Annotated in this window: 11 protein-coding genes; 6 read left to right on the forward strand and 5 right to left on the reverse strand. The window is 72.7% G+C overall.

The genetic code is table 11. From position 1 onward, the window contains the following. Positions 1-9 precede the first annotated feature (9 nt). From ACFVTH_RS16310 to ACFVTH_RS16330, 5 genes are read right to left on the reverse strand one after another with little or no spacing between them, the layout of a single operon-like run. Complete coding sequence (locus ACFVTH_RS16310) at positions 10-1,557, reverse strand: amidohydrolase (RefSeq protein ID WP_387093081.1); 1,548 nt, start codon at positions 1,555-1,557, stop codon at positions 10-12. Continuing rightward, positions 1,536-2,546, reverse strand: coding sequence for an Fpg/Nei family DNA glycosylase (locus tag ACFVTH_RS16315; RefSeq protein ID WP_387093084.1), 1,011 nt, complete (start codon positions 2,544-2,546; stop codon positions 1,536-1,538). Before ACFVTH_RS16315 ends, ACFVTH_RS16310 begins: the two co-directional genes overlap by 22 nt. A gap of 4 nt (positions 2,547-2,550) precedes the next feature. Then, positions 2,551-3,066, reverse strand: a complete 516-nt coding sequence (locus ACFVTH_RS16320; protein WP_387093087.1) for a ribose-5-phosphate isomerase — start codon at positions 3,064-3,066, stop codon at positions 2,551-2,553. 9 nt (positions 3,067-3,075) lie between these two features. Then, on the reverse strand, positions 3,076-4,077 hold the full coding sequence (locus ACFVTH_RS16325; RefSeq protein ID WP_387093090.1) for a DUF2332 family protein: 1,002 nt from the start codon (positions 4,075-4,077) through the stop codon (positions 3,076-3,078). A gap of 54 nt (positions 4,078-4,131) precedes the next feature. Beyond that, a complete protein-coding gene (locus tag ACFVTH_RS16330; RefSeq protein WP_387093093.1) occupies positions 4,132-5,052 on the reverse strand; it encodes a LuxR C-terminal-related transcriptional regulator in 921 nt (306 codons plus the stop codon). Positions 5,053-5,237: 185 nt separating this feature from the next. Between ACFVTH_RS16330 and pepN (ACFVTH_RS16335) the strand changes: the two genes are divergently transcribed. The 6 genes from pepN (ACFVTH_RS16335) (at position 5,238) to pepN (ACFVTH_RS16360) (ending at position 14,471) form a co-directional block, all read left to right on the forward strand. Further along, positions 5,238-7,808, forward strand: a complete 2,571-nt coding sequence (gene pepN / locus ACFVTH_RS16335) for an aminopeptidase N (RefSeq protein WP_387093096.1) — start codon at positions 5,238-5,240, stop codon at positions 7,806-7,808. Between the two features lie 117 nt (positions 7,809-7,925). Then, positions 7,926-8,837 (forward strand): ABC transporter ATP-binding protein, encoded by a 912-nt coding sequence (locus tag ACFVTH_RS16340; protein WP_387093099.1) that lies wholly within the window; start codon positions 7,926-7,928, stop codon positions 8,835-8,837. Then, positions 8,834-9,700 (forward strand): ABC transporter permease, encoded by an 867-nt coding sequence (locus ACFVTH_RS16345; protein ID WP_387093101.1) that lies wholly within the window; start codon positions 8,834-8,836, stop codon positions 9,698-9,700. The genes ACFVTH_RS16340 and ACFVTH_RS16345 overlap by 4 nt, the downstream gene beginning before the upstream one ends. A 10-nt stretch (positions 9,701-9,710) precedes the next feature. Further along, positions 9,711-11,066 carry a sensor histidine kinase gene (locus ACFVTH_RS16350; RefSeq protein WP_387093104.1) on the forward strand — a complete coding sequence of 452 codons (1,356 nt, stop codon included), beginning with the start codon at positions 9,711-9,713 and terminating at the stop codon, positions 11,064-11,066. Continuing rightward, positions 11,063-11,809: a response regulator gene (locus tag ACFVTH_RS16355; RefSeq protein ID WP_387093107.1), complete on the forward strand. Its 747-nt coding sequence runs from the start codon at positions 11,063-11,065 to the stop codon at positions 11,807-11,809. Before ACFVTH_RS16350 ends, ACFVTH_RS16355 begins: the two co-directional genes overlap by 4 nt. A 46-nt stretch (positions 11,810-11,855) precedes the next feature. Continuing rightward, on the forward strand, positions 11,856-14,471 hold the full coding sequence (pepN, locus tag ACFVTH_RS16360; protein WP_387093110.1) for an aminopeptidase N: 2,616 nt from the start codon (positions 11,856-11,858) through the stop codon (positions 14,469-14,471). The last annotated feature ends 5 nt before the right edge of the window (positions 14,472-14,476 follow it).

Raw genomic sequence — 14,476 nt, forward strand, 5'->3', positions numbered from 1 at the left:
CCCGTGGGACTACAGCGTCGAGTGCGTGAACGCGCCCGCGACGAGCGTCGCGGCGACCGGCATCGTGCGCAGTTCGCCGGCCGGGACCGCGAACGGGTCGAGCTCGATCACCGCGAGGTCGGCGGTGGCGCCCGTGCGCACCTCGTGGCCGGCGCGGTTCGTCGAGGCGGCGAGTGCTGCCCGCGCCTCGATCGACTGCTCGGGATGCCACGGCTCGCGACCGTCGCGAGCGCGGCCCACGGCGGCGGCGATCGCGACCCACGGGTCGAGCGGCGCGACCGGCGCGTCGGAGCCCAGGGCGAGCTCGACCCCGGCGGCGGCGAGCCCGGCGAGCATGAACGCCCGATCCGTGCGGCCGGGCCAGTACCGGTCCGCCACGTCGCGGTCGTCCATCGCGTGCTCGGGCTGCACGCCCGCGACGATGCCGAGCCGGGCGAACCGGGCGACGTCGTCGTGGCGCAGCAGCTGGGCGTGCTCGATCGACCCCGTGCAGCCCACCGCCTCGAAGGCGTCGAGCACCCGTGCGTTCGCGCGGTCGCCGATCGCGTGCACCGCGGGCGTGATGCCGTGCTCGTGCGCGCGTCGCAAGTGGGGCACGAGCTCCTCGTAGGGCACCGTCGAGAGGCCGTGCGGGTGCTCGTGCGCGCCGAGGCCCGGATACGGGTCGAAGCACCAGGCCGTGCGGGTGTTCAACGAGCCGTCGGTGATGACCTTGGCGCCGCCGACCGTGACGAGGCCGCCCGTGCCCTCGACCTCGTCGCCGGTGCGGAGACCGAGCTCGATCGCCCGCTCGAGGTGCTGGGGGTAGATGCCGAAGGCGACCCGCAGCGGGAACCCTCCGGCGGCACGACGGGCCCAGTCGTCGCGGTTCCAGCGCATCTCGTAGTCGACGACGCCGACGACGCCGCGCTCCGCGGCCCGGCGGGCCGCCTCCGCGACCCAGCCGTCGAGGAGCTCGTCGGCGACGTCGTCGAGCTCACGGACGAGCGCGAAGCACGCGTCCTCGCGGAGGATGCCGTCGTCGGGCAGCTGCACTCCGTGCCGGCGCGCGGCGGCCGAGTTGAGCCAGCACGCGTGGAGATCGGCGGCGACGAGCACGACGGGCGTCTCGCCCGCGACCGCGTCGAGCAGCGCGGACGAGGGCGCGTCGGCCCAGAGTCCGTCGCGGTAGCCGAACCCGGCGACCTCGGTCGCGCCGGCCGCGACGGCTGCCGCGACCAGCGCCGCGACCTCCGCCGCGCTCGCGGCGGCGGAGAGCTCGAGGCGGCGCGACACCATCGCCCACTGCGAGACGTGCACGTGACGGTCGTGGAGGCCGGGGACGACGAAGCGCCCGTCGAGCTCGACGCGACGGGCGCCCCCCACGTCGGCGGCTGCGGCGGCGGCTGCACCCGGGACTTCGGCGTCCTGCCGGCTCCCGGCCGGCCGGATCGCGGCGACGCGACCGCCGGCGAGGTGCAGGTCGACGGGCGCGTCGACACCGGGCAGCCGGGCCCCCGCGAGCAGCAGCGGCTCCGCCGCCTGCGACGCCGGGCTCAGGCCTGGCACGACGGGCACCAGTAGAGCTTGCGGGCGCCCATCTCCTCCAGCACGATGTTCGTGCCGCAGACCCGGCACGGCAGGCCCTCGCGCTTGTAGACCCAGTGCCGGTCGTCGCGGCTCGCCATGGCCGCGCGATACGCCTCGGGGTCGAGGTCGTCCATCGTCATCATCTGCCCGGTCTCGACGCCGATGCGCAACAGCTTCGCCCAGTCGCGCCAGAGCTCGCGCACGAGCTCCTCGGGCACCTTCTTGCCCGGGGTGTGCGGGTTCAGCCGGGCTCGGAACAGCAGCTCGGCCCGGTAGACGTTGCCGATGCCGGCGACGACGTTCTGGTCCATGAGGAGCAGGCCGATGGGGGTGGGCTTGCGCCGGACCACGCTCGTGAAGCGCTCCTCGGCGTCGGGCCCGGGATCGAGCAGCGGGTCGGGGCCGAGCTTCGCGACCGTCTGCTCGACCTGCACGGGGTCGAGCACCTCGCATGCGGTCGGTCCGCGGAGGTCGGCGCAGATCGTGTCGGTGAGCAGGCGCACCCGCACCTGCCCGATCGGCTCGGGCGGGAAGGTGTCGAAGGCCTCAGCCCCCTTGTCCTTCTCGGACTCCGCCATGCGCAGCCGGGTCTTGCGGGGTGCGCCGATCGAGTGCAGCGAGTTCTCGCCCGCCCCGTCGAACACGACCTCGTCGGGGTTCGGGGCGTCGAGGAACGTTCCGCGCTGGTTGGTCTGGCCCATCCGCCCGTTCGCGGAGGCGATCGTGGCATCCATCAGGATCTCGCCCGCGAAGTCCCACGCCCCGTACATGCCGAGGTGGACGCGCAGCCACACGTCGCCCTCGAAGCCGAGGAACATCTGCTTGCCCACGGCGCGGGCATCGGTCATGCGCCGGCCGTCGATCTCGGCGGCGCCCACGGCGAAGCGGCCCTGCGGGCTCGACGCGTGCACGACGTGCCCGACGAAGTTGCGCTCGAACTGGCGTGTGATCCGGTGGACGGAGTGGCCTTCGGGCACCCTGCTACTCCGCCGGTGCCTCGGCGTGCGGCGCGACGTCGACGCCCTTGCCGGCGATGTCGCCCGTCGTCTCGTACTCGGCGAGCTGGGCGATGCGGCGGACGTGCCGCTCGTCGCCCGAGAACGGCTCGGCGATGAACGCGTCGATGTAGCGGATCGCCTCTTCGACCGTGTGCTGGCGGGCGCCGATCGAGATCACGTTCGCGTCGTTGTGCTCGCGGGCGAGGATGGCGGTGTCCATGCTCCAGACGAGCGCGGCGCGGATGCCGTCGACCTTGTTGGCGGCGATCTGCTCGCCGTTGCCCGAGCCGCCGAACACGACGCCGAGCGCCTTCGTGCCGGCCGCCTGGTCGCGGGCGACACCGAGCGCCGCGTTGATGCAGAAGGCGGGGTAGTCGTCGAGCGCGTCGTACTCGACCGGACCGTGGTCGATCACCTCGTGGCCGGCGTTCGAGAGGTGGGCCTGCAGGGTCCGGCTGAATTCGAGGCCGGCGTGGTCGGTCGCGATGTGGATGCGCATACAGCGATTCTAGGGATTCGGCACCCGGGTGAGGGCTCGCCCGTGCGGTTGCGCCCAGGCCCGCTGCACGCCGTCGAGCGCGAGCACGAAGTCGCTCGACTCGTTCGGCACGTCGTCGCGTGCGGCGATGCCCGGAACGACCCCCCGGCCCTCCGCCGAGAGCCAGTGCCCGGGCAGCTCGCGGACGGTCTCGGCGAAGCGCGCTCGGGCCGCCTCGTCGAGGTAGGCGATGACGGCGGTGTGCAGCACGACGAGCGTCGCGTCCCTGGGCGCCTCCGCGGCGAGCGCGGCGAGACGTTCGTTGAGGTCTCCCGCGACGAGGCGCGGCGGGTCGGATGCCACGATCGCCGCCGCCGCCCGCAGGCGCGCGCGCCGGTCGTGGTGCTCGGGCCAGATGAGCGCGTCGAGCCAGTCGAGGTCATCGGCGTCCGTCACGTCGAGCGGGTTGAGGTCGATGCCGGCGCGCCAGGCGACCTCGGGCAGGCGCGACGGCACCGCGACGACCCCGTCGCCGCCCGCGTCGCGCACCTCGCAGTCGAGCACGACCGTGCTCGGCCCGCCGGCGGGGTCGAGCCGTCCGTGCCCCGAGTAGCGGTAGCCGTACCGATCGGGGTAGAGGCAGAGCCCCGCGGACGCGCCGACCTCGAGCAGCGCGAGCGGCCCCGGGATCTCGGCGAGCACCGGCAGGTGCAGTGCGCAGCGCCCGGCCTCGTTCGTCTGGGTGGAGTGGGTCTCCGCGGTCCCGCGCACCTCGGGCCAATGCGATCGCAGCCAGTCGGCGAACGTCTCGTACGTCCCGGGTTCGACGCCGTGGAACCGGGCCGCGGAGAAGACGAGGTTCGGCTGGCGCTTGGCGGGCGGCAGCTCGTCGATCAGCGCGACCGTCGCGGGGTCGGCTGCGACGCCGAGCGCCCAGGCGTCGTACGTCGCCGACATGCCGCGCGCCTCGACCTCGGCGAACGCGCGGTAGCGGTCCGCGGTCGGTGCGTGCTCGTCGACGGTGATGCGCATGGGGTCAGGCTACGCCGCACGCTCGGCCCGTGGCATCCGCCCCGGTCGCGACGCTCACCCCCAGCCGTGCTCGCGCGCGTGCCAGCCGAGCTGCACCCGGCTCGTCACCCCCGCGCGTGCCATCAGCCCGCTGATGCGCCGCTGCACGGTGCGCGCCGAGGTCTCGAGCTGCGTCGCGATCGCCGCATCGGTGAAGCCCGCGAGCAGCAGCTGCATGATGCGGTGGTCGTCGGCGTCGAGCGCCTCGTTCGTCGTGCCGTACGGGCGCGAGCTCGCCCAGACGGCGTCGAAGAGGCCCTGCGCGAGCTGCGCCGGGCCGCCGCGGAGGACGAGGCTCGGGTCGACGCCGGTGCCGCGACCGGCGACGGGCAGCATGGCGAGGCGGCTGTCGACGACGATGAGCTTCAGGGGGATCTGCCCGGTGGTGCGGACGTCGACGCCCGAGCCGAGCGACTGCTCGACGTTGCGCACCGCGTCGGGCTCGACGAGGAAGTCGCGGTCGATCACCGCTCGCGCCCTGACGCCCCGCGCGAGCGCGGCGGCCTCCTCGGTGTTGCCGTCGCCGACGACCTGCGGGCGCCCGGTGACGAAGATGTCGATCCGCTCACGGGCCGAGTGCTGGAGCTGGAGGAACCGGCGGCCGACGGCGTCGGGCCCCTCGAGCACCTCGATGAGCTCGCGCTCGCTGCTGCCGAGCGCGCTCGACCGGTAGGTGCCGACGAGTTCGGCGAGCGCGAGCTCCGCCTCGTTGAGCCGGGCGCGCTGTTCGGCGAGCTGCGCGGCGAGGGCGAGATCCGGCGGGGTCACCGCGAAGCGATGACCCTCCCCCGGCACCGCGAGGCCGCGCTCGACGAGACCGTCGGCGGCGACGCGCACCCGGCCGGGGGGCAGGGCGAGCGCGTCGGCGAGCTCGAGCAGGTGGGCGCCGGGGCGCGACATGAGGGCGCGGTAGACGGACTCCTCGTCGGCGGTCACGCCGAGATACTCCAAGGCCATGGTTCCCCCGGGTGCGTGGTGGATGCTCACTGCATTCTCACGCATGGAAGCCGGGCGCATCGACCCCGTCGAGCACGATTCCCACCTGCACGAGGCAGGCAGGGCTAGGCTGGAACGCGTTGCCTGCGGCCACGAGCCGCGTCGATACTTGCGAAGGAGCGCACGTGCCCGGAGAGAATCTCACCCGACTCGAAGCCGAGGAGCGCGCCGCGCTCGTGACGGTGCACGACTACGACGTCGTGCTCGACGTCACGGTCGGCCCCGAGGTCTTCACGACCACCACGACCGTGCGTTTCGACGCGGCGACGCCGGGGGCGTCGACGTTCATCGACGCGATCACCGCGAAGGTGCACTCGGTCACCCTCAACGGCGTCTCGCTCGACCCGGCCGAGGTGAGCGACGGCGTGCGCATCCAGCTGCCGAACCTCGAAGCCGAGAACGTGCTCGTCGTCGAGGCCGACGGCCGCTACATGAACACCGGCGAAGGCCTGCACCGCTTCGTCGACCCCGCCGACGGCGAGGTCTACCTCTACACCCAGTTCGAGGTGCCCGACTCGCGCCGCATGTTCGCGGTGTTCGAGCAGCCCGACCTCAAGGCCGCCTTCCGGTTCACCGTCACGGCCCCGTCGCACTGGCAGGTCGTCTCGAACCAGCCGACGCCCGAGCCGCAGCTGCTCCCCTCGACCCGCCGCGCCGACGACGTGTCGAAGGCGACCTGGGCGTTCGAGCCCACCCCGCGCATCTCGAGCTACATCACGGCGCTCGTCGCGGGCCCGTACGACGTCGTGCGCGACGAGCTCACGAGCGCCGACGGCCGCACCATCCCGCTCGGCGTCTTCAGCCGCAAGAGCCTGTCGCAGTACCTCGACGCCGACTACATCTTCGAGAAGACGAAGCAGGGCTTCGAGTACTTCGAGGACAAGTTCGACGTGCCGTACCCGTTCGACAAGTACGACCAGCTCTTCGTGCCCGAGTACAACGCGGGCGCGATGGAGAACGCCGGCTGCGTGACCTTCACCGAGACGTACGTCTTCCGCTCGAAGGTGACCGACGCGATCAAGGAGCGCCGCGTCGTCACGATCCTGCACGAACTCGCGCACATGTGGTTCGGCGACCTCGTCACCATGAAGTGGTGGAACGACCTCTGGCTGAACGAGTCGTTCGCCGAGTGGGCGTCCACCATCGCGACCGCCGAGGCCACCGAGTGGAAGCACGCCTGGACCACCTTCAACTCGATGGAGAAAGCGTGGGCGTACCGGCAGGACCAGCTGCCCTCGACGCACCCCATCTCCGCCGAGATCCGCGACCTCGAGGACGTGCTCGTCAACTTCGACGGCATCACGTACGCCAAGGGCGGCTCGGTCCTCAAGCAGCTCGCCGCGTGGGTGGGCATCGAGGCGTTCTTCACCGGCGTCTCGGCGTACTTCAAGAAGCACGCCTGGGGAAACACGACCCTCGCCGACCTGCTCGCCGAGCTCGAGACGGCCTCGGGCCGCGACCTGTCGGGCTGGGCGGGCCAGTGGCTCGAGACCGCGGGCGTCAACACCCTCCGCCCCGAGATCGCCACGGATGCCTCCGGCGCGATCACCTCGTTCGCCGTCCTGCAGTCGGCCCACCCCGACTACCCGACCATCCGCGCGCACCGCCTCGCGATCGGCTTCTACAACCTGAAGGACGGCAAGCTCGTCCGCGAGCACCGCGTCGAGCTCGACGTCGACGGCGAGCGCACCGACGTCGCCGAGCTGGTCGGCCTCGCACGCCCCGACCTCGTGCTCCTCAACGACGACGACCTCGCGTACGCGAAGATCCGCCTCGACGAGCCGTCGCTCGAGGTCGCGATCGCGAACCTCTCGAAGATCGAGGACCCGCTGGCCCGCGCCCTCGTCTGGTCGAGCGTCTGGGATGCCACGCGCGACGCCGAGACGAGCGCGAGCGAGTACCTCGACCTCGTGCTGGGCAACGTCGCGAGCGAGACCGAGTCGACGACGCTCCGCATCATCCTCGCCAACGCGCAGCTCGCCGCGAGCTCGTACGTCGCCCCCGGGCACCGTGCCGACGCGCGCCGGGCGCTCGCCGACGGCTTCTGGCAGCTCGCGCAGCAGGCCGAGGCCGGCAGCGACGCGCAGTTCCAGTTCGTGAAGGCGTTCGCCGCGATCGCCGAGGCCGGCACGAAGGTCGACGCGCTCGCCGGGCTCTTCGACGGCTCCATCGCGCTCGAAGGGCTCGACATCGACACCGACCTCGGCTGGGAGCTGCTCATCGCGCTCGTCGCCGCGGGCCGCGCCGGCGACGCCGAGATCGACGCGCGCCTCGAGACCGACAAGACCGCGACCGGCCAGGAGTCGGCGGCGCACGCCCGCGCCGCGATGCCGACCGCCGAGGGCAAGCAGCGCGCCTGGGCGTCGATCGTCGAGTCCGACACGGCGACGAACTCGGTCGTGCGCACGACCGCGGCGGGCTTCGTGCGCGCCGACGAGCAGGCGCTGCTCGCGCCGTTCGTCGAACGCTACTTCGGCATGCTCGGCGAGGTCTGGAAGACCCGCAGCTACGCGATCGCCGAGAAGCTCGTCGAGCTGCTCTACCCGGCCACGCTCGCGAACCGCGCCCTCGTCGACGCCAGCCACGCCTGGCTCGACGCGAACCAGGACGCCCCGCCGGCGCTGCGCCGTCTCGTGATCGAGAACGTCGCGGGCGTCGAGCGCGCCCTCGCCGCGCAGGCCCGCGACGCGCAGTAGTCGCACCGCGGCCTCATCGGGGCGGCGGCGAGTGGTACCCCGGTACCACTCGCCGCCGCCCCGAACCATTCCCACGGCGGACGCGCCGGAGGCGGTGTCATCCGTAACGTCGAAGACATGATCACCGCAACCGCGCTCACCAAGCGCTACGGCCAGAAGACGGCCGTCAACGACATCACGTTCAGCGTGCGCCCCGGTCAGGTGACCGGGTTCCTCGGCCCGAACGGCGCCGGCAAGTCGACCACGATGCGCATGATCGTCGGCCTCGACCGCCCGAGCGAGGGCACGGTCACCGTCGGGGGCAAGCCGTACGCCGAGCACCGCGCCCCGCTGCACGAGGTCGGCGCGCTCCTCGACGCGAAGGCCGTGCACACCGGCCGCACCGCCGAGAACCACCTTCTCGCCATGGCCGCGACGCACGGCATCGGCAAGCGCCGCGTGCGCGAGGTCATCGAGCTCACCGGGCTCGAGTCGGTCGCCCGCAAGCGCGTCGGCGGCTTCTCGCTCGGCATGGGCCAGCGGCTCGGCATCGCCGCGGCCATGCTCGGCGATCCCGCGACCCTCATCCTCGACGAGCCGGTCAACGGCCTCGACCCCGAGGGCGTGCTCTGGGTGCGCCAGTTCGTGCGCCACCTCGCGAGCGAGGGCCGCACCGTGTTCCTCTCCTCGCACCTCATGAGCGAGATGGCGCAGACCGCCGACCACCTCATCGTGCTCGGCCGCGGCGAGATCATCGCCGACGCGCCGGTCGCCGACATCGTCGCGGGCGGCACCCGGCTCCGGGTGCGCGTGCGCTCGCCGCACGCCTCGCAGCTGGCGGAGCTCCTGGCCGCCCCCGAGGTAGCCGTGATCCGCTCCGAGGCGGGCCTGCTCGAGGTGACGGGCGTCGAGGCGTCCGGCATCGGCGACCTCGCCGCGGCGAACGGGCTCGCGATCCACGAGCTCACCCCCCTCAACGCATCGCTCGAAGAGGCCTACATGGCCCTGACCGCCGACGCGGTCGAATACCGTACGGAGGCCGTCCGATGACCACCATCGCTCCCGCACAGGCGCACCCCTCGCAGGGCTCGCGCATCGCCCCGACCACGCGGCTGAGCTTCGGCGGCGTGCTGCGCTCCGAGTGGGTGAAGCTCCGCAGCCTCCGCTCGACGGTGTGGTCGTACCTCATCGTCATCGCGATCTCGCTCGGCATGGCCGCGCTGATGTCGTTCTCGATGGCGTACGGCTTCGACGGCACGATGGACGGCTCGACGATGCCGGCCGCCGACCAGACGACGATGGTCCTGCAGTCCGCCGTCTTCGGCGTCTACTTCGGCCAGCTCGTCGTCGGCGTGCTCGGAGTGCTCGTCATCAGCGGCGAGTACACGACGGGCATGATCCGCTCGACGCTCACCGCGGTGCCGAAGCGGCTCCCGGCCCTCGCCGGAAAGGGCGTCGTGCTCTTCGTCGCCACCTTCGTCGTCGGCCTCGTCGCGAACCTCCTCGCCTTCCTCACCTCCTCGATCGTCTTCGCGGGCGTCGACGTCTCGGCGAACCTGTTCGAGGGCGACGTGCTGCTCGCCCTCGCCGGCGGCGCGCTCTACCTCGCGCTCGTGTCGGTCTTCGCCCTCGGCGTCGGCACCATGCTCCGCTCGAGCGCCGGCGGCATCGCCGCGGTGCTGGGCCTGCTGCTCCTCGTCCCGACGATCCTGCAGCTCATCCCGGCCGAGTGGGCGACCGACATGATCCCGTACCTGCTCTCGAACGCGGGCATGACGATGTTCACCGCCATCGGCGCGGACCCGGCGACGATCGTCGGCCCGAACGCGTGGCAGAGCCTCCTGGTCGTGCTGGCCTGGGTGGGGGTCTCCCTCGTCGGCGCATCCGTGCTCCTCAAGCGGCGGGACGCGTAGAGTCCTGCCTATGACGGAAGCACCGTTCTCCCCCGGCCGCCCGGCTTCGGCGGTCGGGGGAGAACTGCGTCTGCCGAAGCCTCCCGGGGTGATCAGGCAGTTCTGGGCGAGGCATCCGCGACTCGCCGACGCGCTGATCGCCGCCGCGTACCTCGTGCCGACCTTCATCGGCACCATCGTGATGGCGACCGACGACCCGCCCCAGCCGCTCTGGACCACGATCGTGCAGCTCGTGGGCATCGCGATCGCGGCCGCCGCGCTGCTGCTGTTCCGGCGGTCGAGGCCGTGGCTCGTCACCGTGGTGGCGTGGCTCGTCTGCCTCCTCGTCTACCCGTTCGGCGCGAGCGACGTCTACCCGATCCTCTTCGCGCTGTACGGGCTCGGCGTCTACCGCTCGACGAAGTCGGCCTGGATCGGCTTCGCCGGCTCGGTCGCCGTCTCGACGGCGGCGGCCTACCTCGCGTACTGGCTCTCGTCGATCGGCGTGCTGCAGAGCCCCGAGCTGCTCGGCGGCCCGGGGGCCGCGTCGACCCAGTACGCGGTCGTCATGCTCGTCGCGACCCTGATCGGCGTGACCGTCGGCAACCGCCGCCGCTACCTCGACGCGCTCATCGCCCGCGCGCACGACCTCGCCCGGGAGCGCGACCAGCAGGCCCAGCTCGCCGCGATCGCCGAGCGCGGCCGCATCGCCCGCGAGCTCCACGACATCGTCTCGCACGGCCTCACCGTCATGGTGACGCTCGCCGACGGCTCCGCGGCGACCGTCGCGCGCGACCCCGAGCGCGCCGCCGAGGTGATGCGGAGCGTCGCCGAGACCGGCCGCGACGCGCTCGGCGAGATGCGTCGGATGCTCGGGGTGCTCACCGGGCCCGACGCCGAGCCGGCCGAGCTCGCGCCGCAGCCCGGCCTCGGCGCGCTGCCCGACCTCGTCCAGGGGTTCCGCGACACGGGCATGCCGGTGACGCTCATCACCGTGGGCGTGCCGTCGGACGACACGGCCTCGGGCCTCGCCGTCTACCGGATCGTGCAGGAGGGGCTCACGAACGCCCTCCGCCACGGCGAGCGCGCGCACCAGGTCGACGTGCGCGTCGAGCACGGCCCCGACGGGGTCGAGATCACGGTCGACGACGACGCACCGCACGGCGGCGGAGCCGATGCCGCGACGCACGGCGCCGGGCGCGGAATCGCCGGGCTCCGCGAGCGCGCGGCCCTGTACGGCGGCACCCTCGAGGCGGGGCCGCGACCGGGTCGCGGGTGGCGGCTGCACGCGGTGCTCCGCCATCCCGACGGCTCGCAGCTCCCCCGCCGCGCGGCGACCGACGCGGGAGGCTCCCCCGACGACACGACGAAGGACGACGACGCATGACCGACGCCCCGACCGACTTCCCACCCTCCGCCGGATCCCCCGTCGCCCCGATCCGTGTGGCCCTCGTCGACGACCAGGCGCTCGTGCGCACCGGGTTCCGGCTCGTGCTCGACGCCGAGCCCGGCATCGAGGTCGTCGGCGAGGCGGCCGACGGCGGTGCCGCGCTCGAGCTCGTCGCATCGACGCAGGTCGACGTGCTGCTGATGGACGTGCGGATGCCCGGCATGGACGGCATCGCCGCGACCGCGGAGGTGAGCGCGAGGCATCCCGCGACGCGCATCATCGTGCTCACGACCTTCGACCTCGACGAGTACGCGTTCGCGGCGATCCGCTCGGGGGCGAGCGGATTCCTGCTCAAGGACGTGCGTCCGCAGGAGCTCGTCACCGCTATCCGCACCGTGCACGCGGGCGAGGCGGCGCTCTCTCCGCGGGTGACGAGGCGCATGCTCGAGCTCTTCGCCGAAGACCTTCCCGCGGGCTCCGAGGGCCGGGCACCGGCGACCGAGGCGCCCGGGCCGCTCGACGCGCTCACCGCCCGCGAGCGCGAGATCCTGCAGGCGATCGCCGAGGGGCTCAACAACACCGAGCTCGCCGAGCGCTTCTTCCTCTCCGAGTCGACCGTGAAGACCCACGTCGGCCGGGTGCTGCAGAAGCTCGGCGCGCGCGACCGGGTCCAGCTCGTCATCCTCGCGTACGAGCACGGCGTGCTCGAGCCGCCGAACGGGCACCGCCCGGCTCGCTAGGCTTGCCGGGCACCGTCGCTACGAGTCATCACCGAAGGGATCGTCCATGCCTGCTGCCAACCTCACCCGCGTCGAAGCCGAGGAGCGCGCCGCGATCGTCGGCTCCCCGGGCTACGAGGTCGTGCTCGACCTCACGGGCGACGGCGAGACGTTCCGCAGCGAGACGACCGTGCGCTTCACGGGCGTCGAGGGCGCGTCGACCTTCATCGAGGCCTGCACCGCGCAGGTGCACGAGGTCGTGCTCAACGGGCGCTCCCTCGACCCGGCAGAGGTGAGCGACGGCACCCGCATCCGCCTCGACGGTCTCGAAGCCTCGAACGTGCTGCGGGTCGTCGCCGATGCGAAGTACACGAACAGCGGCGAGGGGCTGCACCGCTTCGTCGACCCCGTGGACGGCGAGACGTACCTCTACACCGAGTTCGCCGTCGCCGAGGCGAACCGGGTCTACGCGGTCTTCGACCAGCCCGACCTCAAGGCGGGCGTGCGCTTCACGATCACCGCCCCCGCGCACTGGAGCGTGCTGTCGAACGCCCCGTCGCCCGAGCCGGTCGCCGCCCCCGACTCCGCGGCCCCCGGCACGGCCGACCCGGCTTCGACTGCGGCGGCCGTCTGGGCCTTCGAGACGGGCCCGGTCATCTCGAGCTACATCGTCGCGATCATCGCCGGCCCCTACGCGAGCTGGCGCGGCACCGCCGCGAGCATCGACGGCCGCGAGGTGCCGCTCGGGCTCTTCACCCGCGCCTCGCTCGCCGAGTACGCCGACCCCGAGATGATGTTCTCGACCGTGCAGGCGGGCCTCGCCTTCTACGAGAACGCCTTCGGTGTGCCCTACCCGTACGGCAAGTACGACCAGATCTTCGTGCCCGAGTACAACTGGGGCGCCATGGAGAACGTCGGCGCGGTCACCTTCAACGAGTCGTACCTGTTCCGTTCGCGCGTCTCCGACGCCCGCCGTGAGCAGCGCGCGATCGTCGTGCTGCACGAGCTCAGCCACATGTGGTTCGGCAACTCGGTGACGATGAAGTGGTGGAACGACCTGTGGCTCAACGAGTCGTTCGCGACCTGGGCCTCGACCCTGGCGACCTCGCAGGTCACGGAGTTCACCGGTGTCTGGGCGACCTTCGCGAGCGACGAGAAGACGCACGCCGCCGAACAGGACCAGCTGCCGTCGACCCACCCCATCGTCGCCGAGATCCGCGACCTCGAGGACGTCGAGGTGAACTTCGACGCGATCACCTACGACAAGGGTGCCTCGGTGCTGAAGCAGCTCGTCGCCTGGGTCGGGCTCGAGGCGTTCCAGCGCGGCGTCGGCGCCTACCTCGCCGCCCACGCCGGCGGCAACGCGACGCTCCGCGACCTGCTCGACGAGCTCGAGCGGGCCAGCGGGCGCGAGCTCACGCGATGGTCGCAGCTCTGGCTCGAGACGGCGGGCGTCAACACGCTGCGCGCCGTCGTCGAACAGTCTGAGCCCACGGCGACCGGCTCGGGCACGATCACGGCCGCGCTCGTCGAGCAGACGGCGGCCCCGTCGCATCCGACCCTGCGCCCGCACCGCCTCGCGATCGGCGGCTACTCGCTCGGCGACGGCGGGCTGACCCGCACCTTCCGCGTCGAGCTCGACGTCGACGGCGCGCGCACCGAGCTGCCCGAACTCGTCGGGCGCACCGTGCCCGACCTCCTCCTCGTGAACGACGACGACCTCACGTACGCCAAGGTGCGCCTCGACGCGCACTCCTTCGAGACGGCGGTGCACCACCTCGCCGAGCTCGCCGACCCCGTGGCGCGCGCCGTGGTGCTCGGCTCCGCCTGGGACGCCGTGCGCGACGCCGAACTGCCCGCCGCCGCATTCGTGCGCCTCGTACTCGCCTCGATCGGCCATGAGACCCAGTCGTCGGCGCGGTCGCTCGCGCTCGGCCGGCTCGAGCTCGCCCTCGGCCGATACCTCGCCGACGAGCACCGCGAGCGACTCTCCGCCGAGGCGGGCGACGCGATCTGGGCGCTCGCCGAGCTCGCGCCGGCAGGGTCCGACGCGCAGCTGCAGTTCGTGAAGGCCTTCACCCGGCTCGCGACGACCGCCGCGCACGGCGACGTGCTCGGCAGCCTCCTCGAGGGCACGATCGCGCTCGACGGGCTCGAGATCGACCTCGACCTCCGCTGGGAGCTCGTGATCGCCCGTGCCGCGCTCGGCGCGGGCGACGACGAGGAGCTCGCCGCGGCGCTCGCCGCCGACGACACCGCGAAGGGCCGCCAGCTCGCCGAGACGGCGCGTGCCGCGCGGCCTGACCAGGCGGTGAAGGATGCCGCGTGGCGGCGCGCCATGACCGACACGACGCTGTCGAACGACCTCGCCCGCGCGATCGCCGAGGGCTGGCGCCGCACGAACGCGCCCGAGCTGCTCGCCGGCGCCGCCCGCGAGTACCTCGAGGCGATGCCAGGGGTCTGGGAGGGGCGCTCCTACAACATGGCCGCCATCCTCTCCACCCGGCTCTTCCCGACCCCGCTCGTCGACGCCGGGCTCGCCGAGCTCACGCGGGCGTGGCTCGCCGAGCACCCCGAGCCCGCGTCGATGCACCGGATCGTCTCGGAGCACCTCGCCGAGCTCGACCGGGCGCTCGCCGCGCGCGCCCGCGATGCCAGCGAGCTCTCGGGTGAGGCTCAGTAGACTTG

Source organism: Agromyces sp. NPDC058104, from assembly GCF_042884835.1.
Classification (GTDB): domain Bacteria; phylum Actinomycetota; class Actinomycetes; order Actinomycetales; family Microbacteriaceae; genus Agromyces.

Coding starts and splice junctions, on each gene's coding strand:
- ACFVTH_RS16320 (WP_387093087.1), bottom strand. CDS start 3,066: ATGCGCATCCACATCGCGACCGACCACGCCGGCCTCGAATTCAGCCGG.
- ACFVTH_RS16325 (WP_387093090.1), bottom strand. CDS start 4,077: ATGCGCATCACCGTCGACGAGCACGCACCGACCGCGGACCGCTACCGC.
- ACFVTH_RS16340 (WP_387093099.1), top strand. CDS start 7,926: ATGATCACCGCAACCGCGCTCACCAAGCGCTACGGCCAGAAGACGGCC.
- ACFVTH_RS16345 (WP_387093101.1), top strand. CDS start 8,834: ATGACCACCATCGCTCCCGCACAGGCGCACCCCTCGCAGGGCTCGCGC.
- ACFVTH_RS16350 (WP_387093104.1), top strand. CDS start 9,711: ATGACGGAAGCACCGTTCTCCCCCGGCCGCCCGGCTTCGGCGGTCGGG.
- ACFVTH_RS16355 (WP_387093107.1), top strand. CDS start 11,063: ATGACCGACGCCCCGACCGACTTCCCACCCTCCGCCGGATCCCCCGTC.
- pepN (WP_387093110.1), top strand. CDS start 11,856: ATGCCTGCTGCCAACCTCACCCGCGTCGAAGCCGAGGAGCGCGCCGCG.